The organism is Frigoribacterium faeni (assembly GCF_007988805.1).
GTDB classification, from domain to species: domain Bacteria; phylum Actinomycetota; class Actinomycetes; order Actinomycetales; family Microbacteriaceae; genus Frigoribacterium; species Frigoribacterium faeni.
This window is the reverse complement of the sequence record NZ_BJUV01000002.1, coordinates 44,674-65,990: the sequence shown is the minus strand read 5'-3', so window position 1 is coordinate 65,990 and position 21,317 is coordinate 44,674. Positions and strand designations below refer to the sequence as shown.

Sequence of the window (21,317 nt, the reverse complement as noted above, 5' to 3'; positions counted from 1 at the left end):
CTCAGACGGTCGGGTGGACGGTGCCGTCGTCGACGCCGGCCTCGTCGGCGCTCGGCGACGGCATCCGGGGACGTCGACGTTCGAGCTCCCGGAAGGCGACGAGGCCGAGTCCGCAACCGACGAACCAGCTGAAGTCGCTGATCCAGGTGACGGACGGCCCACCGAGGTCGACGACCAGGGCGGGGACCACGGCGACGGCGACGGACACCAGACCGGAGGCGACGAGCGCGCGGACGGCGTTCAGGTTGACGCCGCCGCGGTACCAGTACCGACCCGCCGGCCCCATCGTGAACAGGTCGTCCACGGCGATGCGCTGTCGTCCCACCAGGTAGTAGCCGGCGATCAGGATGCCGAACAACGGGCCGATCAGCGCGCCGAGGACACCCAGCGAGTACTGGATCGCCTGAGCGTCGCCGTACCAGTTCCAGGGGGTGAGGGCGACGCTGCCCACGGCGGCGATCATGCCTCCGGTCCGCCAGCTGATGCGCCGGGGGCTGACGTTCGTGAAGTCGAAGGCGGGCGAGATGAAGTTGGCGACGATGTTGATCCCGACGGTCGCCGTGACGAACGTGAGGCCTCCGAGCAGGATGGCGAAGGGCGTCCCGATGGCGTCGACGGTCTCGATCGGGTCCGTGATGAGTCGTCCGAAGACGGGGACGGTCGCGGAGGCGCAGATCACGGTGAGGAGCGAGAAGAAGAGGAAGTTGACGGGCAGGCCGAGCAGGTTCCCCTTCTTGACGGCGGCGAAGCTGCGCCCGTAGCGGGAGAAGTCGCCGAAGTTCAGCATCGGCCCCGAGAAGTAGCTGACGACGATCGCGATCGCCGAGAGCATGACCGGGATCGACGCCCCGAGCTCCATCGGGGGCCCGGCGGAGAGGCTGAGGCTGATCGAGCCCCAGCCGGCCTGCGTCACGAGGTACACGGCGAGGGCGATCATGACGAGGTAGACGGCGGGGCCGGCGAAGTCGATGAATCGGCGGATGGACTCCATGCCGCGCCAGAAGAGCGCGGCCTGGGCGATCCAGAGGATGCCGTAGCTGATCCATCCCAGGGCGTCCAGCCCGAGGAGCTCCGGCTCGAGCAGAGCCGCGCTGGCGGGGAGGAACTTGAGGAAGACGATGGTGAGGGCCTGCGAGGCCAGGTAGGTCTGCACCCCGTACCAGGCGGTGGCGATCAGGCCGCGGATGATGGCGGGGATGTGCGCTCCGCGGACTCCGAAGACGGCGCGGTTGACGACCGGGTACGGCACGCCGGTGCGCTGGCTCGGCTTCGCGACCATGTTCGTGAACACGGTGACGATCACGATGCCGACGACGAGGGCGACGAGCACCTGCCAGCTCGCGATGCCGAGGGCGAAGAGGCTGCCTGCGGTCACGTAGCCGCCGACGGAGTGCACGTCCGACATCCAGAACGCGAAGATGTTGTAGCTGCCCCAGGTCTGGCGGGCGAGCGGGGCCAGGTCGTCGTTGGTCAGGTCGGGGTGGTATCCGTCCCGGATCAGGGCCTTCCCGGCCGGATGCCCGCTCGACGGATCCGGCCGGTGGAGCGGTGCGGACGCGACGGTCGGTGCGGTCTTCGATGCCACAGGAGCCTCCCAGCTGACGAGGTAGCGTGATCGAGGGGCGATCCCCGACGTGGTGTGAATCTATTGCTTCACACCGCACCTCCGGTTTCCTGCAGGTAACAAGCATGTGACAGCGATGGCTTCACACCGACAAGATCGGCTTCTCGTGTCCGTTCCGCCCGTGTCCCGCTCCTCCGACGCCTCCGTCGATCTCGATGCGGCGGCGCTCGGTGCACGTCTGCGGGAGCTCCGGGAGACGCGCGGACTGTCGCTGCGATCGCTGGCCGGCGAGCTCGGCATCTCGCCGAGCGCGGTGTCTCAGATCGAGCGCGGCGCCCGGCGACCGTCGGTCAGCCGACTGCTCACCATCGTCCAGGTGCTCGGCGTGCCGCTGGCCGACGTGTTCGACTCCGACCGGGTGAGCGCACCGGCCGAGGACGGAGCCGCGCCTCCTCGGGGCGTGGTCGTGGCGCGGGCGGGCGAGGCCCGGCCGGTCGTGCTCGACGACGGCGTCGTGTTCCGGCGGCTGTCGCCCGGGAATCTCCGAGGCGTGGACTTCTTCGAGTCGACGTACCCTCCGGGCTCGTCGGCCACGGGAGTGAACGACCTGATCACGCACGAGGGCTACGAGGTCGGGACCGTCGTCTCGGGCGAGCTCACGATCGACTTCCCCGACGAGCGCGTCTCGGTCGGAACCGGGGACTCGGTGACCTTCCCCTGCGACCTCCCGCACCGGCTGGGGAACCTCGGGGCGGTGGACGCCGTCGCGACCTGGTTGATCGTCCATCCGGGCGCCTGAGGCGATCGCGGTCGACCGCGGAGTGTGACGCCGCGTGTCGTCCGAGGTGATACCGCGGGCGCGGCGGCGAACAATGAGGGCATGACTCGACGAATCCGGTTCAACGCCTTCGACATGAACTGCGTGGGGCACCAGTCCCCCGGCCTGTGGCGGCACCCCGACGATCGGTCGGCCGACTACACGAAGCTCAGCTACTGGACCTCCCTCGCGCGCCTCCTCGAGAGGGGCGTCTTCGACGGCCTCTTCATCGCCGACGTCCTCGGCACCTACGACGTCTACGGAGGCAACCACGACGCCGCCCTCCGCAACGGCACGCAGACGCCGGTCGGCGACCCGATCCTGCTCGTGTCGGCGATGGCCGCGGCCACCGAGCACCTCGGCTTCGGCATCACGGCGGGCACCGCCTACGAGCACCCGTACCCGTTCGCGCGCCGCATGTCGACCCTCGACCACCTGACCGACGGCCGCGTCGGCTGGAACGTCGTCACCGGCTACCTGCCCAGCGCCGCGCGGAACCTCGGCGCCGACGACCAGCTCGACCACGACACGCGATACGACCAGGCCGACGAGTACCTCGAGGTGCTCTACAAGCTGTGGGAGGGGTCGTGGGAGGACGACGCCGTGGTCCGCGACCGCGAGAGCGGCGTGTTCACGGACCCGACCAAGGTCCACGACATCGGACACGAGGGCACCTACTACAAGGTCCCCGGCATCCACATCGCCGAGCCCAGCCCGCAGCGCACGCCGGTGATCTACCAGGCGGGGGCCTCGCCCCGTGGGATCGCGTTCGCCGCCGGTCATGCGGAGTCGATCTTCGTCGCGGCGCCGACGAAGGAGCGGCTCAAGGCGACCGTGACGAAGCTCCGCGACGCCCTCGAGGCGGCGGGTCGCGACCGCTACTCGGCCCGGATCTACACCCTCCTCACGGTCATCACCGATGCGACCTCCGAGGGGGCCGCGGCGAAGCACGAGGAGTACCAGCGGTACGCCTCGCACGAGGGCGCCCTCACGCTCATGTCGGGCTGGATGGGCATCGATCTGTCCACCTACTCGCTCGACGACCCCGTGGGCGACGTGAAGAGCAACGCGATCCAGTCGGCGCTGGCGAACTTCCAGGCCCAGGCGGGTGACAGCGGCAGGGAATGGACGATCCGCGACATCGCCGAGGCGGCCGGCATCGGCGGTCTCGGGCCGCGCATCGTCGGATCGGGCGAGGAGATCGCCGACCAGCTGCAGGAGTGGGTGGCCGAGACCGACGTCGACGGGTTCAACCTGGCCTACGCGATCACGCCCGGGACCTTCGAGGACATCGTGGAGCATGTGATCCCGGTGCTGCAGGCCCGGGGCGTCTATCCGACGGAGTACGAGCCGGGCACGCTCCGACAGAAGCTCTTCGGCCGCGGCGACCGCCTCCCGGAGGAGCACCACGGCGCCCGGTACAAGGTCGGGAGGTCCTCGGCCTCGGCCTGATGCCGCCGCGCCCGGACCCTGACGCGGTCCGGGCGCTGTCCGGGCCCTCTCGTTAGGGTGGGTGTCGTTCGCCCGTGCCGACAGGCCTCGGCGCGATCGATCCGCCGCACGGCGGCAGACGAGGGGGCAGACGACGATGGTGTTCGACTACGTGACGGCGAGGTGGGACCAGATCTGGTTCGCCTCCTGGCAGCACTTCTCGTTGGTGGTCCAATGCGTGGTGCTCGCGGTGGTGCTCGCGGTCCTGGTCGCCGTCGCCGTCCATCGCAGCCCGCGCCTCAGCGCCGTGGCCAACGGCATCTCGGCGGTCGGTCTGACGCTGCCGTCGTTCGCCCTCGTCGGGTTGCTCATCCCCTTCCTCGGGTTCGGCGTCGTGCCGGCCGTCACGGTCGTGACGTTCTTCGCCACCCTCCCGATCCTCCGCAACGCGGTCGTCGGCCTGAACGAGGTCGATTCGGCCCTGCTCGAGTCCGCCCGAGGCATCGGCATGAGCCCGTTCCGCACCCTCGTCACGGTGCAGCTCCCGCTGGCCTGGCCGATCATCCTCACCGGCGTGCGCGTGAGCGCGCAGATGGTGATGGGCATCGCGGCCGTCGCCGCCTACAGCCTCGGTCCCGGACTCGGCGGCTTCATCTTCTCGGGGCTCTCCCGACTCGGCGGCGCGAACGCGCTCGCCTCCGTGGTCACCGGGGTCGTGGGCGTCGTCGTCCTGGCGCTGGTGCTCGATCTCCTGCTCGTCGGCCTCGGCCGCCTGACCATCTCGCGAGGTATCCGTGTCCAGAACTGACTCCCCCGCCGTCCCGTCGACCGGAGAGGTCTCGGGCCGCAGCATCCGTCTCGAGCAGGTCACGAAGCGCTATCCCGGGCAGGCGAAGCCCGCCGTGGACGGCATCACCCTGGAGATCCCCGCCGGCAAGATCGTCATGCTGGTCGGCCCGTCGGGCTGCGGCAAGACCACCACGCTGAAGATGATCAACCGCCTGATCGAGCCGACCGAGGGCAGCATCGTGCTCGGCGACGACGACGTGACGGACATCGACGGCGACGAGCTCCGCCGCCGGATCGGCTACGTCATCCAGGCGGGTGGGCTGTTCCCGCACATGACGGTCGCGACCAACATCGGCATCGTCCCGAAGATGCTCGGCTGGTCGAAGGAGCGCATCGCCGCTCGAGTCGACGAGCTGCTCGAACTGGTGTCGCTCGACCCCGAGACGTATCGCGACCGCTACCCCCGCGAGCTCTCCGGCGGTCAGCAGCAGCGGGTCGGGGTGGCGCGCGCCCTGGCCGCCGACCCGCCCGTGCTCCTGATGGACGAGCCGTTCGGCGCCGTCGACCCGATCACCCGTCAGCGACTCCAGGACGAGCTGATCAACATCCAGCACGAGCTGCAGAAGACGATCGTCATCGTCACCCACGACTTCGACGAGGCGGTGAAGCTCGGCGACTGGATCGTGGTCTTCTCGGAGGGCGCCCACATCGTGCAGTACGACACCCCCGAGCGGATCCTCGCCGAGCCGGCGAACGAGTTCGTCGAGAACTTCATCGGCTCCGGTGCGGGCCTGAAGCAGCTCACGCTGAGCCGCGTGGGCGATGTGGACCTCGAGGAGGCGGTCATCGCCTCCCCCGGGGAGTCCGGGGAGCAGGTGCTCGCGCGCGCCAAGGCGGCCGGCCACAACCACGCGGTCGTCGTCGACGAGCGCAACCGGCCGATCGCGTGGCCCTCCACCCGTCAGCTCTCGCGAGTCGTGACGGTCTCGGACGCGGTGGACGCCGACCTGCCGGTCATCGGCAGCGGCGCCACGCTGAACGACGCGCTCGACACGATGCTCGTCTCCAGCGCCGGCGCGGCGCTCGTGACCGGTCGGCGCGACTCGTTCATCGGCGTCATCACCGTCGAGGTGGTGATGGAGGCCATCACGCGGGCTCGCAAGGCCGCGGCCATCGCGGCCGACTACACGCCCGTCGGGACGAACACCGGCCCCCTCGATGCGGTGCCCGCCGAGTCCGGTCGGCAGGACGGCCCGACTCCGAGCGACGATGCGGACGGGGCGCGCTCGTGAGCTCCGTCGCGACCGCACCCGCCGCGGGTGCCGGTGCCTCCCCTCGCCGACCGCGGGTCTGGCTGGGTCTCGTGTCGCAGCCCGTCGCCGTCCTGGCGGTCTTCGCGGCATTCGCCGTGTGGCTCTCGATCGCCGACCTCTCGGCGGCCGAGCGCACGACGCTCAACCCGTCGAACCTGGTCACCTACACCGGCGAGCATCTGGCGCTGACGTTCGTGTCGGCCGTGATCGTCCTCGTCATCGCGATCCCGCTCGGCATCATCCTCACCCGGCGGCCGTTCGTCCGCATCAGCGGCGGCGTCCTGGCGATCGCCAACATCGGCCAGGCCGCCCCGGCGATCGGCCTCATCGTGCTGCTGGCCTTCTGGCTCGGCTTCTCGTTCCGGGCCGCCGTCGTCGCCCTGGTGCTCTACGCCGTCCTGCCCGTCCTGCGGAACACGATGATCGGTCTGCAGAGCGTGGACTCCCGGCTCGTCGAGGCGGGTCGTGGCATGGGCATGAGCGCCCTCTCCGTCCTGATGAAGGTCGAGCTCCCCCTGGCCGTCCCGGTGATGCTCTCCGGGATCCGGACCGCTCTCGTGCTGCTGGTGGGCTCGGCCGCCCTCGCGACCTTCATCGGAGCGGGCGGACTCGGCCTGCTCATCACCACGGGCGTCAACCTCTTCCTCCCGCGCGTGCTGGTCTCCGGCGCATTGCTGATCGCCCTCCTGGCCCTCCTCATCGACTGGGTGGGACGTGTCGTCGAACACGTCGCCCGCCCGAAGGGACTCTGACCGATGGCCCCCACGACCCGCCCGACCCCGTCTCCCGACCCGCGTCCCGGACGGGGTCGCCGGCGCACCGCTCGCCTCGGACTCGCGGGCGCCGTCGCCTCGGCCTCCCTGCTCGCTCTGACCGGCTGCGGCCTCCAGCCGGCGACGGCGTTCGTCCCCGCCGTCGCACCGGGGTCGATCGAGCCCATCGAGGGTCTCCCCGACGACGCCTCGCTCACCGTGACGGCGAAGAACTTCACCGAGCAGCTCGTGCTCGGCAAGATCGCGGTCCTCGCCGCCCAGGCCGCCGGCTTCGAGGTCACCGACCTGACGAACGTGCCGGGCAGCGTCGCCGTCCGTCAGCTCATGCTCGACGGCGACGCCGACATGACCTACGAGTACACCGGCACCGCCTGGCTCACGTACCTCGGCGAGGCGGCCGGCATCCCCGATCAGCAGGAGCAGTACGAGGCCGTCCGCGACGCCGACGTGGCCAACGGCCTGACGTGGCTCGAGCCCGCGCCGCTCAACAACACCTACGCCATGGCCGTGCGTTCCGAGGCCGTCCCGGAGCTCGGCGACGTCGCGACGCTGTCGGACATCGCGGCGCTCCCGGTCGACCAGCGCACGTTCTGCGTCGAGGCGGAGTTCAACTCCCGCGCCGACGGGTTCGCTCCGATGCTCGAGCGCTACGGCCTCGAGCTCGGCGACGCGGACGGCGTTCCGACCGGGAACGTCAGCATCCTCGACACCGGGACCGTCTACGAGGCCACCGACCGCGGCACCTGCAACTTCGGCGAGGTCTTCACCACCGACGGGCGCATCGACTCGCTCGACCTCACCGTCCTCGAGGACGACCAGGGCTTCTTCCCGGCGTACAACGCGGCGCCCGTGCTCTCGACCGCCGTCCTCGACGAGTACCCGGACCTCGCGGACGTCTTCGACCGGATCTCTCCCGAGCTGACCGACGAGGAGCTCCGACAGCTCAACCTCAGCGTCGACGTGGAGGGCCGGGAGCCGGCCGACGTCGCGTTCGACTGGATGGTCGAGAAGGGTTTCGTGACCCGGCCCTGACGGGGCTCCTCCCCAGCCGGCGGTGACGACGCCCCGGTGGGCCCCGGCTGTGGACGACGCCTCGATCGGGCGGTCGGACGGGCACCGTGGAGGCATGTCCCGCACCTCGCCCGCCGATCCCCATCGCCCCGTCGTCGACGTCGGCGACCTCGTCGCCCGTGTCGACGAGCTCCTGCCCGTCGCGATCCGCCCGCAGCTCTGGGCGCTGTTCTTCGACGCCGACTGCATCCAGCTCCCGATGATGGTGCCGCTCGAGGGCATCCCCGCTCATCCGTCGCCCTCCGCGGTGGAAGCCTGGGGCTCGGCTCTCGGGGCGGTCGTCGCCGAGTTCGGGGTGGCGTGGCTCGCCTTCGTGGTCGAACGACCGGGTGCGGCGTCGACGACCGGTTCGGACGCCGCCTGGTGCCGGTCCCTGCTCGACCTGCGCGAGAGCCAGGGGCTCGCGGTGCGCCATGTGCTCGGATGCTCCGACGCGGGCGTGGCGATCTGGGGCTCCGCAGCGCCCGGATCGGCCACCGGGCTCGGGGTCGACGGATCCCCCGCATGCGGGGCGCGGGCTCAGGCGTCGCCGAGGAGCCTCGCTCTCGCCGACGTGCTTCCGCTCCGCTGACCGCGCTCCCGGTCGAGGTGGCGCCACCAGGCGGTCTCGGCCCCCTCGGCGGAGGTGTAGACCCCGAGCGGCTCCTGCTCGCTCTCGACGAGGGACCACCGCGACAGTCGATAGCCGCCGCCGAACTGCTCGATCAGCGCTTCGGGAGGCGCGTCCTCGGCGGGTCGGACGAGCCAGCGTCGGTCTCCGGTCGCGTCGAGCATCATCCGATCGTACGGGCTACTTGCGGTTGCCGATCCTGCCGCGCAGGACGTCGATGCGCTTCTGGATCTGCTCGGTGCTCGCCTGAGCGACCGAGGGGCCGCCGCTGATCCGTCGGAGGTCGGCGTGGATGAGCCCGTGCGGCTCGTTGGAGTGGCGCGACCAGATCGAGACGAGCCGGCTCAGCTCCTGACGCTGCTCCTTGATCGTCTGATACAGAGGACGAGCCGTCTCGACGGGCGCCGCCACGGTCGGCAGACCGGTCTTCGACGTGCGGCGGGCCTGCGATGCCTGTCGCTGGCGCAGCAGATTGCGGACCTCGTCGGGCTCGAGCAGACCCGGGATGCCGATGAAGTCGAGCTCCTCGAGACTGCCGATCTCGCCGCCGGTGCCGAACTCGCCGCCGTCGTAGAGCACCCGGTCGAAGGACGCCTGGGAGTCCAGCGCCTCGAACGGCTGCTGCTCGAGGAGGCTCGACGCCTTCTCCTCGCGGTTCGCGGCGGCCATCATGTCCTCTTCGGGGGCGAAGAGTCCGTCGTCGGCGTTCGTCGGACGGTCGAGTGCATGGTCGCGCTCGAGCTCGAGCTGTCCGGCCAGGGCCATCAGGCTCGGCACGCTCGGCAGGAAGATCGAGGCGGTCTCGCCCCGACGCCGGGCACGGACGAACCGGCCGACGACCTGCGCGAAGAAGAGCGGGGTGGAGGCCGAGGTCGCGTAGACGCCCACGGCGAGGCGCGGGACGTCCACCCCCTCGGACACCATCCGGACGGCGACCATCCAGCGGCTCTCGGACTCGGAGAACGCCTGGATCCGGTCGCTCGCCGCCTTCTCGTCCGAGAGCACGACCGTCGGCCGCTCCCCGGTCAGCTTCTGCAGCACGGCGGCGTACTGCCGCGCCGCGGTGTGGTCCGTGGCGATGACGAGGCCGCCGGCGTCGGGGACGCCTCGACGGACCTCCGTCAGGCGCTTGTCCGCAGCCGACAGCACGGCGGGGATCCAGTCGCCCTGAGGAGACAGCGCCGTCCGCCAGGCCTGGGCCGTGATGTCCTTCGTGACGGCCTCGCCGAGAGAGGCGCTCATCTCGTCGCCCATGCGGGTCCGCCAGCGCATCTGGCCGGCGTAGGCCATGAACAGCACGGGACGGACGACGCCGTCGGCCAGCGCGCGGCCGTAGCCGTAGGCGTAGTCCGACCGGGAGGTGCGGATGCCGTGCTCGTCCGCCTGGTAGGTGACGAACGGGATCGGTGCGGTGTCGGACCGGAACGGGGTCCCGGTGAGGGAGAGTCGACGGGTGGCGGCGCCGTAGGCCTCGCGGATGCCGTCGCCCCAGCTCAGGGCGTCACCGCCGTGGTGGACCTCGTCGAGGATGACCAGGGTGCGACCGGCCTGGGTGAGGGCGCGGTGCACCTCGGGGTTCATCCCGACCTGCGCGTAGGTAACGGCCACCCCGTGGTAGTGCCGACCGAAGGTCACGTCGGCGTTCTTGAACAGGGGGTCGAGCCGGAGGTTGACCCGGTCGGCGGCATCGGCCCACTGACGCTTCAGGTGCTCGGTCGGTGCGACCACGACCACGCGGTCGACGGTGCCGCGCGACAGCAGCTCGGTGGCCAGGCGGAGGGCGAAGGTGGTCTTCCCGGCACCGGGGGTCGCGGCCGCGAGGAAGTCGACCGGGTCGGTGGCGAAGTACTGCTCGAGGGCCTCGGCCTGCCAGGCGCGCAGCTTGCTGGCCGTGCCCCAGGCCGCCCGCTCGGGGAACGCCGGCGAGAGATGCTCGGCGGCCGAGTTGCCGGCCGAGACGCCGACCTCGGTCAGGTCGAGCGTTCCGTCGTCGTGTCGGGTGTCGTCACCCCCGGCAGGGTCGAACGCGTTGGCTGTGCTCACTCGACCCCACTGTACCCGGGGTCGGTCGGCGGGTCGTCACGCCGAGCGGTCGGGGCGGATCGTGGTCGCAGCAGCGAGGCCGGGGTCAGCATCGCCGACCCGAACCTGGCGTGCAGGGCGTCCATGGTCGACTCCGCCTCGCGCCAGCCGGCGTCGTCGTCCCAGAGGCCGAGGGAGAGGCCTCCCGCCCCGCCCGTCACGAGTTGCTCCATCCGCACGCCGACGAGTCGGATCCGCTCGTGCTGCTTGCCGGTCGCCTCGTAGACCGATCGGACCTCGTCGTAGATGCGGCGGCCGAGATCGGTCGGGTCGGCCAGGGTGCGCGATCGGGTGATGGTCGCGAAGTCGGCCGTCCGCAGCTTGAGCACCACGGTCCGCCCGCTCACTCCCCCGGCGCGCAGACGCGCCCCGACCTTGTCGCTCAGACGGAGCAGCTCGCGACGGACGACGTCGGGGTCGGTGACGTCGGTCGCGAAGGTGACCTCGTGGCCGACGCTCTTCTCCTCGGACTCGGTCGTGACGACCCGGGGGTCGCGACCCCAGGCGAGGTCGTGCAGCTTCGCTCCGCCCGCGGCGCCGACCGCGCGGACGAGGGTGTCGAGCGGTGTCGAGGCGACGTCGCCGACCGTTCGGAGCCCCAGGTTCGTGAGGGTCTGCTCGGTCTTGCCGCCGACGCCCCAGAGGGCGCTGATGGGGCGGGGGTGGAGGAATGCGAGGGTGTGCACGTGCGGGACGATGAGCAGCCCGTCGGGCTTGGCCACGCTCGACGCCAGCTTGGCGACGAATTTGGTCGACGCGGCGCCGATGCTGCAGTGCAGACCCGTCTCGGCGTGCACGCGCCGACGGAGCTCGGTGGCGATGGCGAAGGGGGATCCGAGGAGGCGGATCGAGCCCGAGACGTCGAGGAAGGCCTCGTCGATGCCGAGGCGCTCGACCATCGGCGTGACGTCGTCGAACATCGACATGACGATGGACGAGTAGTGCCGGTACTTCTCGCCGTGGGGTTCGAGGACGATCGCGTGCGGACAGCGGCGCAGAGCGACCGCCATCGGCATGGCCGAGTTGACGCCGTACTTGCGGGCCTCGTAGGTGGCCGCGGTGACCACGGAGCGGTCGGAGCGGTGACCGATGACGACGGGCTTGCCGCGGAGATCGGGCCGGTCGAGCAGCTCGACGGAGGCGAAGAAGGCGTCCATGTCGACGTGCAGGATCGGTGCCGACGCATCGTCGGTCGGGACGGTCGTGACGAGTCGCCCGCTGCCGTCTTGTTTGCTCACCCGAGCATCCTCACACGGACCGCCGACATCGTCGGCCGTGTCGACGCCGGTCGGCTCGTCAGACGACCGGGCCGAGCAGCCACGCCGCGACGGTCGCGTGCGCGGAGTCGGTGCTCGAGGGGTGGAACCGCCCCGCGAGCACGTCGCGCTGCAGGCGCCCGAGCTCGGACGACGATCGGTACGAGGCCCCGCCCTCGACGGCCACCGCCTGGTCGACCACGGCTCGCGCCGTCTCGGTGGCGCGCGTCTTGAGGCCGACGAGTCGGGGGAACCAGGAGGCGCCGTGGTCGGACACGAGATCGACGTCGCGGGCCACCGCGTCGATCTGCGGCTCCAGCCCGTCGAGCGCGATGGCGGCGTCGGCGAGGCGCCATCGCACGATGGGGTCGAGTGACAGCGGCGACCCGCCGGCCCGCCGGGAGCGGCGGATCGACGCCGACTCCACCGCGAGATCCACGGCACGGCGAGCGATCCCCCGGTAGACGGCGGACACCAGGGTCTCGAACACGGCGAAGACGCCGAACACGAGGGGGTCGGCGCTGGGGCCGACCGGGAGACGACGCACGATGCGCTCGGCGGGGACCGGTGCTCCGTGCAACCGCGTCGTGTGGCTCTGGGTCGCCCGCATGCCGATGGTGTCCCAGTCGTCGAGGGACTCGTGCCCGCCGTCCTCGCGGTGCAGGAACCCGTGCACGAGCAGCGGCGCGTCCGGATCGGAGTCGTCTCGGCCGAACACCCCCAGTCGGGTCCACACCGGGGACAGCGAGGTGAAGATCTTCGTCCCGGTGAACCGGTAGCCGCCCGTGCCGTCGGGCTCGGCCCGGGTGACCGAGTCGAAGAGGACGAGGTCGTTGCCCGGCTCGCTCACGCCGAAGGCGTAGATCTCGTCGTGCGCCGCGTCGTCGAGCACCCGGTCGAGCGAGTGGTCGCCGCGTGCGTGCAGCACGGCGGCGCAGCCCGTCCAGACGAGGTGCATGCCCACGGCGAGGGCCGTCGCCGGGGCCGCGGTGGCCAGCCGGGACTGCAGGGCCGCGACGGCCTCGAGTCCGAGACCCGCGCCTCCTCGGTCCGTCGGCACGAAGAGCCGCAGCCAGCCGCGGTCGCGGAGCTCGTCGAGGTCGTCGACGGGGAACGCGTTCTCGCGGTCGGAGACCTCGGCTCGCGAGCGGAAGCGGGCGAGCAGGTCGTCCGGCAGCGCCTCCTCGGGGGTGCTCTCGCGGGTGATGGTCGTCGCCGGTGTCGAGGTGTCCACAGGTCGAGGGTAGTTCGCTCGGCGAGTAACGTGGAGGGCATGACGCAGCAACACCCGTGGTCCCGGTACGTCGCGCTCGGCGACTCGTTCACGGAGGGGATCGGTGATCCGGAGGAGCGCGCCCCCGGCGGGCACCGCGGCTGGGCCGACCGGGTCGCCGAGGTGCTGGGCTCCTCGACCGAGGACTTCGCCTACGCGAACCTCGCCGTCCGCGGTCGTCTGCTCCAGCAGATCATCGACGAGCAGGCCGACGCGGCCCTCGCCCTCCGGCCCGACCTGATCACGGTGTCGGCGGGCGGCAACGACATCATCCGCCCCGGAACGGACCCGGACGAGGTCGCGGCGGGCTTCGAGGGGCTCGTCCGGCGGTTGCGGAGCGACGGAGCGACGGTCGTGGTCTTCACCGGCCCCGACATCGGTCTGACGCCCGTCCTCGGGCGGCTGCGCGGCAAGGTGGCCATCTACAACGAGCACGTGCACGCCATCGCCCTGCGGCACGACGCCGTGGTCGCCGACATGTGGGCCTTGCGGGACCTCTCTGGTCCGCGCATGTGGGCGCCCGACCGCCTGCACTTCAGCCCGCTCGGCCACCACACGATCGCGCGGATGGTCCTCGCGGCCCTCGCCGTCGACAACGACCTCGAGCCCTACCGGCCCGAGCCGCTCGAGCGCCGACCCTGGCGACAGGCCCGCTCGGAGGACATGGGCTGGGCCCGCGAGTACCTCGTGCCGTGGGTGATCCGACGGATCCGCCACCAGTCCTCCGGCGACGGCCTCCAGCCGAAACGCCCCGAGGCCGTGACGGTCGTCTACCGCGACGAGCCCTGACGCCGAAAAGGCGCGCCAGGGGCGTCAGAGCACCTCGCCCGGGTGGGTCAGCCGCCACCAGGCTCCGGGCTCCGCGATCGGCCGGTCCAGCTCGAGCGGCACGTCGACGGTCTGGTCGTCGATCGTGAAGGCGACCGAGCCCACCGTGCGTCCGGCGTCGTCGGGTCCCACGTCGTCGAGGGAGACGGTCGCGTCGATGGTCTCGGCTCCCCAGACGAGGACGCGCGCGTCGTCGGAGGCGACCGCCTCGGCGGTGGCGCCCCACGGCAGCGCGTACCGTCCGAAGGAGTCGCCGGCGCGGGTGAGGTCGACCGTCTGGAACCCCGCGGTGACGCTCGCCAGGAGGGCCTGCACATCGACGTCCAGCGAGTCGTGGTCCGCTCCCCCGAGCATGACGCCGACGACGGTCACGTCCTGTCCGGCGATGGTGTAGTCCGCCGAGAAGAGCAGGCAGGCGCCGGCCTCGTCGAGGGTGCCGGTCTTGATGCCGCTGACCCCGTCGAGTCCGAGCAGCTCGTTGGAGTTCTCGATCTCGCCGACGCCCGGGATCGTCGTGGTCTCGGTGCGGACGATCTCGGCGACGACGGGATCGGCCAGGGCGAGCCTGCCGAGGGAGAGCAGGTCCGTCGCCGTGCTCGTGTTCTCGGGCGACATGCCGGTGGGCTCCACGACGGTGGTCGAGGTCATGCCGTTCTCGTCGAGCCATTCGTCGGCCGCGGCGACGTAGGCGTCCGTGCTGCCGAAGGCCCACGTCGCGAGCGCGTCGGCGTAGTTGTTGGCGGACTCGATGAGCGACACCTCCAGCGCCTGCCGTTCGGTCAGTCGGAGGCCGGCCGGCATGGGCGCGACCTTGCCGTCGCGGGCGAGGTAGGCGTCGTAGAGGGCGGCGTCGTCCGCGTCGAAGGTGATCGTCGGACCGTCGCCGTCGTCGAGCGGGTGGCTGTCGAGCACGACGAGGGCGCTGATGACCTTGCTGATGCTGGCGATCGCCCGGGGCTGGTCGTCCCCGCTCGTCGTGAGGCTGTCGTCGAAGCCGAGGGCCTGGACGGCGGTCGCTCCGTAGTCGGGGAACGTCAGCTCGGGAGCAGCAGGCGTCGGGGCGGTGTACTGCTCGGCGGAAGCGGCCGCCGGGGCGACGGGGCTGAGCAGGGCGAGCGGCACGTAGGCGCCGGCGGCGAGCACGACCGCGAGGACCGCGGCGACGCCGATGCGTCGGCGTCGCGTGCCCGGGCGGCGGGAGCCCGGTCGCGACGCGGTCCGGGGCGTCATGGCGTGCTCTCCGGCAGCGGGGGCACGCGGAGGGCCCAGAGCGCCACTGCCGAGGCGGCCGCGACGTTGAGGCTGTCGACGCCGTGCAGCATGGGGATCGTCACGACGACGTCGGCCGCGCGGAGCGCTGCTCGGCTCAGGCCGTCGCCCTCGGTGCCGAGCAGGAGGGCGACCTTGTCGGACGGATGCGCGGCGAAGGCGTCGAGGGGCACGGCGTCGTCCGAGAGCGCGAGCGCCGCGACCTGGAATCCGGCTTCGCGCAGGAGGGTCGCGCCCTCGGGCCACTCGGGGAGGCGCGTCCACGGCACCTGCAGCACCGTGCCCATGCTGACCCGGACGCTGCGACGGTAGAGGGGATCGGCGCACCGCGGGGTGATGAGCACGGCGTCGGCGCCCAGCCCCGCGACGGCGCGGAAGATCGCTCCGACGTTGGTGTGGTCGACGATGTCCTCGAGCACCACGACGCGGCGGGCCCCGGCCAGCACCGACGGCACGCTCGGCAGCTCGGGACGGTGCATCGCGGCCAGAGCGCCCCGATGCAGGTGGTAGCCGGTCAGGGTCTCGAGCAGCGCGGCGTCGCCGACGAAGATCTCGCCGTCGAACCCGTCGACCAGGGGCTCGATGTCCTCCAGCCATCGCTCCGTCATCAGCACGGAGCGGGGGACGTGGCCGGCGCGGAGGGCCCGCTCGATGACCTTCGACGACTCGGCGATGTACAGCCCGCCCTCCGGCTCGCTGACGCGGCGCAGCGCGACGTCCGTGAGTCGGTGGTAATCCGCGAGGGCGGGGTGCTCGAGGTCGGTGATGCGGGTGATTCGCACGGTGCTCCGGGGCGGTGGGGTCCGGGCCGTGGTCGGCTGACGGAAACAAAACGGGAGGTGTCGACGTTTAGGCTAACGTCACGGACCGGAAGGAGCCTCGATGGTGTCGGACGCCACGTCCACCGACGAGACCGCGATCGGGCCGGGACTCGACTCCCGCGCCCTCGACGACGCGGTCTCGCTCCTCGCCGGTCGTCGCGTCGCCGTCCTCACCGGGGCCGGGGTCAGCACCGACTCGGGCATCCCCGACTACCGGGGCGCCGGCGCTCCGCCGCGCAATCCGATGACCTTCCAGCAGTTCCTCTCGAGCGACCGCTACCGCAAGCGCTACTGGGCCGGCAGCCATCTCGGCTGGAAGTCCTTCCGGTCGTCGGCGCCGAACGCGGGGCACCGCGCCCTCGCGCTCCTCGAACGGTCGGGGGTCACGAACGGGGTGATCACCCAGAACGTCGACAACCTGCACGTGCGTGCCGGATCCCGACGCGTCGTCGATCTGCACGGCACCGTCGACCGGGTGATCTGCCTGACCTGCGGACAGTCGTTCGCTCGCGACATGGTGGCCTCGCGGCTGGCGGCGGCGAATCCCTGGCTCGACCGGCCCGAGAGCGTCCGGCTCGCCCCCGACGGCGACGTCGAGGTCGACGACATCGACGCCTTCGCGGTCCCGGAGTGCACGGTCTGCGGCGGCATGCTCAAACCCGACGTCGTGTTCTTCGGCGAGTTCGTCCCGATCGAGCGCTTCGCCGAGGCACGGTCGCTGGTCGTCGGAGCCGACGCTCTGCTGATCGCGGGTTCCTCGCTCGTGGTCAACTCGGGCATCCGACTGCTCGATCAGGCGACCAGGCGGAAGCTCCCCGTGGTCGTCGTGAACCGCGGCGTCACCAAGGGCGACGGACGGGCGGCGGTTAAGCTGAACGCCGGCACGTCGGAGACTCTGACGGCCCTCGCGGAGCGTCTGATCCCCTGACCGGTCGTCCCGCCGACCGGAGGAACGACCGATGACTCTCCTGTACCTGGTCCGCCACGGCGAGACCGACTGGAACCGCGCCCGACGCATCCAGGGCGCGACCGACATCCCGCTGAACGACCTCGGCCGGTCGCAGGCCCGCGAGGCCGGCGACCTGCTCGCCCGACGGCGTGTGACGGCGGTCGTGGCCAGTCCGCTCTCGCGCGCGAGAGAGACGGGGTCGATCATCGCCGAGCGGCTGGGCCTCGGGGCGCCGGCACTCGTCCCCGAGGTCGCCGAGCGCCGTTACGGGGACGCCGAAGGGCTCACGGGAACCGAGGTCGAGGCCCGGTTCCCCGTCGGCACGCCGGTTCCCGGTCGGGAGAGTCGGCGGGAGCTCGTCGCCCGCGTCCTGCCGGCTCTGATCGAGGTCGGACGGGTCCACGACGGCGGTCTGGTCGTCGTGGCCACCCACGGCGCCGTGATCCGGGCGGTCGTGAACCACGTCTCGCCGGCGACGGAGGCGCACGTCGGGATCCCGATCCGCAACGGGTCGATCCACTCCTTCGAGTTCGACGGCGACCGCCTGGTCCTCCGGGAGTTCGACGACCCGATCGAGGTCGAGTCCGAGAGCCCCGGCACCTACGACTTCGGGTACCAGAACGCCCTCGAGTCGTCGGCGGCCGACGAGGCCTGACATCGCGCCTCCCGGGCTCAGTCTCGGGTCGCGGCGACCTCTCGGAGGAGCGCGAGGAGCGTGTCGGCCGAGGCCTCCCAGCTGAAGCGGGCGGCCTGCGCGACCGATGCGGCGGATCGGTCCGCCCACTCCCCCTCCAGACGTCGCACGGCGGCGGCGATCGACGCGGCCGACCCGGGGTCGAAGTAGAGCGCGGCCTCTCCGCCGATCTCGCGGAAGATCGGGATGTCGCTGACCACGGCCGGCGTGCCGAGCGCCATGCCCTCCACCAGGGGGATGCCGAACCCCTCGGCGCGCGAGGCGGTGACGACGGCGGTGGCGCCGAGCAGGGTCTCGCGGTACTCGTCGTCGCCGACCCCGTCGTGGAAGACGAGCGACCCGGCCGGCGCGAGGGACGTCAGGGAGGCGCGCTCGCGCTCCGACACCCGGCTCATCAGGTGCAGGCGATAGCCGTCGAGCAGAGGCAGCGCCCGCACCAGCGCCGAGACGTTCTTGTAGGGCATGAACGAGCCCATGTAGACGAGGTCGCGACCGCCGGGCGCCGTCCGAGGGACGGCGACGGCGGGGTCGGCCGCGTTGGACACGACGGTGACGGGGCGTCGGGTCAGCCGATGCCGGCGCATCTCGTCCCGCGTGGTCCCGCTCACCGTGACGACGGCGTCGGCCCGGTCGAGCAGCAGGCGCTGCGGCCACCAGGCGAGGTGGTAGAGCCGCCAGAGGAGCCGGAGGGGGAGGGCGAACTCGGGCGGAGGCGTGCGGTTCGTGTAGTAGATGAGGTCGTGGAGGGTCAGCACGAGCGGATACCGGCGCCTGAACGACCCCATCGTCTGCATGGGCGACCACACGACGTCCGGTCGGAGCCGGTTGACCTGCAGCGCCACGAGCGGTTCGAGGACGCTCGTGGGCGAGCGGACGAGCGCGTGAGGCTGGTCGGGGAGCTTGTCGAGCTGTCGGAGGTCGCTGATCAGCATCGTGACGTCGTGCCGTGCGGCCAGGGCGCGGACGACCCCGGCGCTGAACCGGCTGATGCCGTCGTGCCGGCCCACCCGGACGTACCGGCAGTCGACGACGATCCTCATCGGAGGAACGCCTCGACGGCTGCCGCCGCCTCACGGGGCTTCTCGTAGTGGATCAGGTGCCCGACCCCGTCGATGACGGCCAGCGTCGCGTCGGGGAACAGCGCCCGCAGCCGGTGCTGGGCGGGCAGGGCGGTGATGTCGTCCCGGTCGGCGGCGATCAGCAGGGCGGGCACGCGCACCCGGGCCGCGTAGGTGCTGACGTCGCTCGAGACGGAGGCCCGGAACGCGTCGAGCACGACCCGGCGGTCCGAGAACCGCGAGAAGTACGAGTCGTGCTGGTCGTGGATCCAGCGTCGGAGCGATCGGTCGCGGGTCTTCACCATGGCGAGGCTCGTGAACCTCGTGACCAGCGCGCTCTGCAGGGCCGCCTGCCCCCAGCGTTCCGGCAGGGCGGCTCCGGCCCAGTAGTAGAAGACCGCCAGACGCGTGACCACGCCGCGCGGACCCTGCAGGGCCGGTGCGGCGATCGGATTGACCAGGATCAGGCGGGAGGCGCGGAGTCCGGAGGCCAGCGCGGCCGACGTCACGATCGATCCGAACGAGTGGCCCAGCACGACGACGTCGTCGCCCAGTCCCAGCGCGTCGACGAAGGCGCGGAGCCAGGCGGCGTAGGCCGCCACGCTGTGCTCGCCGTCGAGGGGGGACGACTCGCCGAAGCCCGGCAGGTCGGGCATGATCACGCGCACGCCGGTCAGATGGGCCACCACGGGCTCGAGACCGTGGTGATCGCCTCGGAAGCCGTGGACCGCGACCACGGTGACCCGTGCCTCCTCGGACCCCGACGGCTCGTAGGTCCAGTAGCGGGTGGCGCTCCCCGAGACCGCCACGACGTCGTCGCGGACGTCGAAGGCGGCGAGACGGGACCGGTAGGGCGAGGGGACGCGGGGCTCACGGACGATCACCCGAGCGAGTCTAGGAGCCGAGGCCCGAACCGGGCGCGCGCACGGGCGCGCGCCGCCGTAGAGTTGCACGGGTGAGCTTCACTGCCCCGATCCAGCAGCCCGGACTGACCCTCGACCCGAACTGGCACCGTCGTGCCGTCTTCTACGAGGTGATGGTCCGATCGTTCGTCGACAGCAACGGCGACGGCGCCGGCGACCTCCAGGGGCTCCACTCGCGCCTCGACTACCTGCAGTGGCTCGGCGTCGACGCGTTGTGGCTGCCGCCGTTCTTCCAGTCGCCGCTCCGCGACGGCGGGTACGACATCGCCGACTACAAGTCGATCCTGCCGGAGTTCGGCACCCTCGACGAGTTCCGCGACCTGGTCACCAAGGCGCACGAGCGCAACATGCGCATCGTCATCGACATGGTGCTGAACCACACCTCCGATCAGCACGAGTGGTTCCAGCAGAGCCGTGAGGACCCCGAGGGGCCCTACGGCGACTTCTACGTCTGGCGCGACACCGACGACGAGTACGAGAACATCCGCGTCATCTTCGTCGACACGGAGGAGTCGAACTGGACCTTCGACCCCGTGCGGCGCCAGTTCTTCTTCCACCGCTTCTTCTCGCACCAGCCCGACCTCAACTTCGAGAACCCGGCCGTGCAGGAGGCCGTCTTCGACGTCGTCCGCCACTGGCTGTCGATGGGCGTCGACGGCCTGCGGCTCGACGCCATCCCCTACCTCTTCGAGACGGAGGAGGGCAACGGAGAGGGCGAGCCAGCGACCCACGAGTTCATCAAGCGCCTGCGGGCCATGGTCGACGAGGAGTTCCCCGGCCGCGTGCTGATCGCGGAGGCCAACCAGTGGCCGGCCGAGACCGCCGCCTTCTTCGGCACCGAGGACGAGCCCGAGTGCCACATGGCCTTCGACTTCCCGGTCATGCCGCGTATCTTCTACTCGCTGCGCGCGCAGCACGGCGGCGAGCTCAAGCGCATCCTCTCCGAGACCACCGAGGTCCCGCCGGGCGCCGCCTGGGCGGTCTTCCTGCGCAACCACGACGAGCTCACCCTCGAGATGGTCAGCGAGGAGTACCGCCAGGCGATGTACGGCTGGTACGCCTACGACCCGCGCATGCGATCGAACATCGGCATCCGGCGTCGGCTCGCCCCGCTGCTCGACAACTCCCGGGCCGAGCTCGAGCTCGTCCACGCTCTGCTGTTCGCCCTCCCGGGCAGCCCGTTCCTGTACTACGGCGACGAGATCGGCATGGGCGACAACATCTGGCTGCCCGACCGCGACTCCTCCCGCACCCCGATGCAGTGGACCCCCGATCGCAACGCGGGCTTCTCGACCGCCGACCCCGGCAAGCTGTTCCTGCCGGTGGTGCAGTCGCTCGTCTTCAACTACAACCTCGTCAACGTCGAGAGCCAGCTCGCTCAATCCCGTTCTCTGCTGCACTGGGTGCGGAACGTGATCCACGTGCGGAAGGCCCACCCGACCTTCGGTCTCGGGACGCTCGAGGTGCTCGACACCGACCACGAGTCGGTGCTGTCGTTCGTCCGGTCGTACGAGGGGTCCGAGACGCAGTTCGGCGACTCGGCCGAGGACATCCTCTGCGTGTTCTCGTTCGCCCACAATCCCACGTCGGTGACGATCCACGCCCCCGAGCTCGCCGGACGCACCCTCTACGACCTGTTCGGCGGAGCGCAGTTCCCGTCGTTCGACGACGAGGGCCGGGTCACGTTGACCCTCGGGACGCAGGCCTTCTTCTGGCTGCACGTCGGTGACGTGCCGAACACGGGGCAGGGCATCGTCGGTGGTGCCTCGTAAGCTCGGTCCGTGACCGATCTGCAA

General features: G+C 71.2%; 20 protein-coding genes. 11 read left to right on the top strand and 9 right to left on the bottom strand.

The annotated features are described in order from the left end of the window. Position 1: 1 nt before the first annotated feature. Positions 2 to 1,585: an NCS1 family nucleobase:cation symporter-1 gene (locus tag FFA01_RS01420; RefSeq protein ID WP_146852222.1), complete on the bottom strand. Its 1,584-nt coding sequence runs from the start codon at positions 1,583 to 1,585 to the stop codon at positions 2 to 4. Between the two features lie 160 nt (positions 1,586 to 1,745). Here FFA01_RS01420 and FFA01_RS01415 point away from each other — a divergent pair, with 160 nt between their 5' ends. The 7 genes from FFA01_RS01415 to FFA01_RS01385 all read left to right on the top strand — a co-directional run bounded on the left by FFA01_RS01415 (position 1,746) and on the right by FFA01_RS01385 (position 8,329). After that, a complete protein-coding gene (locus FFA01_RS01415; protein WP_244289638.1) occupies positions 1,746 to 2,363 on the top strand; it encodes a helix-turn-helix domain-containing protein in 618 nt (205 codons plus the stop codon). Between the two features lie 81 nt (positions 2,364 to 2,444). Further along, positions 2,445 to 3,833, top strand: coding sequence for an LLM class flavin-dependent oxidoreductase (locus FFA01_RS01410; protein ID WP_146852218.1), 1,389 nt, complete (start codon positions 2,445 to 2,447; stop codon positions 3,831 to 3,833). 136 nt (positions 3,834 to 3,969) lie between these two features. Further along, positions 3,970 to 4,620, top strand: coding sequence for an ABC transporter permease (locus FFA01_RS01405; protein ID WP_220478069.1), 651 nt, complete (start codon positions 3,970 to 3,972; stop codon positions 4,618 to 4,620). Further along, positions 4,607 to 5,893, top strand: coding sequence for an ABC transporter ATP-binding protein (locus FFA01_RS01400; protein ID WP_146852216.1), 1,287 nt, complete (start codon positions 4,607 to 4,609; stop codon positions 5,891 to 5,893). The genes FFA01_RS01405 and FFA01_RS01400 overlap by 14 nt, the downstream gene beginning before the upstream one ends. Beyond that, on the top strand, positions 5,890 to 6,666 hold the full coding sequence (locus FFA01_RS01395) for an ABC transporter permease (RefSeq protein WP_146852215.1): 777 nt from the start codon (positions 5,890 to 5,892) through the stop codon (positions 6,664 to 6,666). The genes FFA01_RS01400 and FFA01_RS01395 overlap by 4 nt, the downstream gene beginning before the upstream one ends. A 3-nt stretch (positions 6,667 to 6,669) precedes the next feature. Beyond that, positions 6,670 to 7,719: a glycine betaine ABC transporter substrate-binding protein gene (locus FFA01_RS01390; protein ID WP_146852213.1), complete on the top strand. Its 1,050-nt coding sequence runs from the start codon at positions 6,670 to 6,672 to the stop codon at positions 7,717 to 7,719. Positions 7,720 to 7,813: 94 nt separating this feature from the next. Beyond that, positions 7,814 to 8,329 carry a hypothetical protein gene (locus FFA01_RS01385; protein ID WP_146852211.1) on the top strand — a complete coding sequence of 172 codons (516 nt, stop codon included), beginning with the start codon at positions 7,814 to 7,816 and terminating at the stop codon, positions 8,327 to 8,329. On the opposite strand, the gene FFA01_RS01380 is transcribed toward FFA01_RS01385, so the two are convergent. The 4 genes from FFA01_RS01380 to FFA01_RS01365 all read right to left on the bottom strand — a co-directional run bounded on the left by FFA01_RS01380 (position 8,278) and on the right by FFA01_RS01365 (position 12,940). Continuing rightward, a complete protein-coding gene (locus FFA01_RS01380; RefSeq protein WP_146852209.1) occupies positions 8,278 to 8,532 on the bottom strand; it encodes a hypothetical protein in 255 nt (84 codons plus the stop codon). The genes FFA01_RS01385 and FFA01_RS01380 overlap by 52 nt on opposite strands. Before the next feature lie 16 nt (positions 8,533 to 8,548). Continuing rightward, positions 8,549 to 10,342 carry a DEAD/DEAH box helicase gene (locus tag FFA01_RS01375; RefSeq protein ID WP_146852411.1) on the bottom strand — a complete coding sequence of 598 codons (1,794 nt, stop codon included), beginning with the start codon at positions 10,340 to 10,342 and terminating at the stop codon, positions 8,549 to 8,551. 65 nt (positions 10,343 to 10,407) lie between these two features. Continuing rightward, positions 10,408 to 11,688 (bottom strand): DNA polymerase IV, encoded by a 1,281-nt coding sequence (gene dinB / locus FFA01_RS01370; RefSeq protein WP_146852207.1) that lies wholly within the window; start codon positions 11,686 to 11,688, stop codon positions 10,408 to 10,410. Positions 11,689 to 11,746: 58 nt separating this feature from the next. Further along, a complete protein-coding gene (locus FFA01_RS01365; RefSeq protein ID WP_244289637.1) occupies positions 11,747 to 12,940 on the bottom strand; it encodes an acyl-CoA dehydrogenase family protein in 1,194 nt (397 codons plus the stop codon). Positions 12,941 to 12,979: 39 nt separating this feature from the next. Here FFA01_RS01365 and FFA01_RS01360 point away from each other — a divergent pair, with 39 nt between their 5' ends. Then, positions 12,980 to 13,768 (top strand): SGNH/GDSL hydrolase family protein, encoded by a 789-nt coding sequence (locus FFA01_RS01360; RefSeq protein WP_146852205.1) that lies wholly within the window; start codon positions 12,980 to 12,982, stop codon positions 13,766 to 13,768. Between the two features lie 24 nt (positions 13,769 to 13,792). On the opposite strand, the gene FFA01_RS01355 is transcribed toward FFA01_RS01360, so the two are convergent. Both FFA01_RS01355 and FFA01_RS01350 read right to left on the bottom strand, forming a co-directional pair. Beyond that, complete coding sequence (locus tag FFA01_RS01355; RefSeq protein WP_146852203.1) at positions 13,793 to 15,037, bottom strand: D-alanyl-D-alanine carboxypeptidase family protein; 1,245 nt, start codon at positions 15,035 to 15,037, stop codon at positions 13,793 to 13,795. Beyond that, a complete protein-coding gene (locus FFA01_RS01350; RefSeq protein ID WP_146852201.1) occupies positions 15,034 to 15,858 on the bottom strand; it encodes a TrmH family RNA methyltransferase in 825 nt (274 codons plus the stop codon). Before FFA01_RS01350 ends, FFA01_RS01355 begins: the two co-directional genes overlap by 4 nt. 100 nt (positions 15,859 to 15,958) lie before the next feature. On the opposite strand from FFA01_RS01350, the gene FFA01_RS01345 reads away from it, so the two are divergent. Both FFA01_RS01345 and FFA01_RS01340 read left to right on the top strand, forming a co-directional pair. Further along, positions 15,959 to 16,825, top strand: a complete 867-nt coding sequence (locus tag FFA01_RS01345; protein WP_146852199.1) for a Sir2 family NAD-dependent protein deacetylase — start codon at positions 15,959 to 15,961, stop codon at positions 16,823 to 16,825. A 31-nt stretch (positions 16,826 to 16,856) separates the two neighbouring features. Then, positions 16,857 to 17,501, top strand: coding sequence for a histidine phosphatase family protein (locus FFA01_RS01340; RefSeq protein ID WP_146852197.1), 645 nt, complete (start codon positions 16,857 to 16,859; stop codon positions 17,499 to 17,501). 17 nt (positions 17,502 to 17,518) lie between these two features. Here FFA01_RS01340 and FFA01_RS01335 read toward each other — a convergent pair whose 3' ends face one another. Both FFA01_RS01335 and FFA01_RS01330 read right to left on the bottom strand, forming a co-directional pair. Then, positions 17,519 to 18,580, bottom strand: coding sequence for a glycosyltransferase family 4 protein (locus tag FFA01_RS01335; RefSeq protein WP_146852195.1), 1,062 nt, complete (start codon positions 18,578 to 18,580; stop codon positions 17,519 to 17,521). Further along, a complete protein-coding gene (locus FFA01_RS01330; protein WP_244289636.1) occupies positions 18,577 to 19,482 on the bottom strand; it encodes an alpha/beta fold hydrolase in 906 nt (301 codons plus the stop codon). The genes FFA01_RS01335 and FFA01_RS01330 overlap by 4 nt, the downstream gene beginning before the upstream one ends. A 71-nt stretch (positions 19,483 to 19,553) precedes the next feature. Between FFA01_RS01330 and treS the strand changes: the two genes are divergently transcribed. Further along, positions 19,554 to 21,293: a maltose alpha-D-glucosyltransferase gene (gene treS / locus FFA01_RS01325; protein ID WP_146852193.1), complete on the top strand. Its 1,740-nt coding sequence runs from the start codon at positions 19,554 to 19,556 to the stop codon at positions 21,291 to 21,293. Positions 21,294 to 21,317 lie beyond the last annotated feature (24 nt).

Coding starts and splice junctions, on each gene's coding strand:
- FFA01_RS01410 (WP_146852218.1), top strand. CDS start 2,445: ATGACTCGACGAATCCGGTTCAACGCCTTCGACATGAACTGCGTGGGG.
- FFA01_RS01405 (WP_220478069.1), top strand. CDS start 3,970: ATGGTGTTCGACTACGTGACGGCGAGGTGGGACCAGATCTGGTTCGCC.
- FFA01_RS01390 (WP_146852213.1), top strand. CDS start 6,670: ATGGCCCCCACGACCCGCCCGACCCCGTCTCCCGACCCGCGTCCCGGA.
- FFA01_RS01385 (WP_146852211.1), top strand. CDS start 7,814: ATGTCCCGCACCTCGCCCGCCGATCCCCATCGCCCCGTCGTCGACGTC.
- FFA01_RS01380 (WP_146852209.1), bottom strand. CDS start 8,532: ATGCTCGACGCGACCGGAGACCGACGCTGGCTCGTCCGACCCGCCGAG.
- FFA01_RS01360 (WP_146852205.1), top strand. CDS start 12,980: ATGACGCAGCAACACCCGTGGTCCCGGTACGTCGCGCTCGGCGACTCG.
- FFA01_RS01355 (WP_146852203.1), bottom strand. CDS start 15,037: ATGACGCCCCGGACCGCGTCGCGACCGGGCTCCCGCCGCCCGGGCACG.
- FFA01_RS01345 (WP_146852199.1), top strand. CDS start 15,959: ATGGTGTCGGACGCCACGTCCACCGACGAGACCGCGATCGGGCCGGGA.
- FFA01_RS01340 (WP_146852197.1), top strand. CDS start 16,857: ATGACTCTCCTGTACCTGGTCCGCCACGGCGAGACCGACTGGAACCGC.
- FFA01_RS01335 (WP_146852195.1), bottom strand. CDS start 18,580: ATGAGGATCGTCGTCGACTGCCGGTACGTCCGGGTGGGCCGGCACGAC.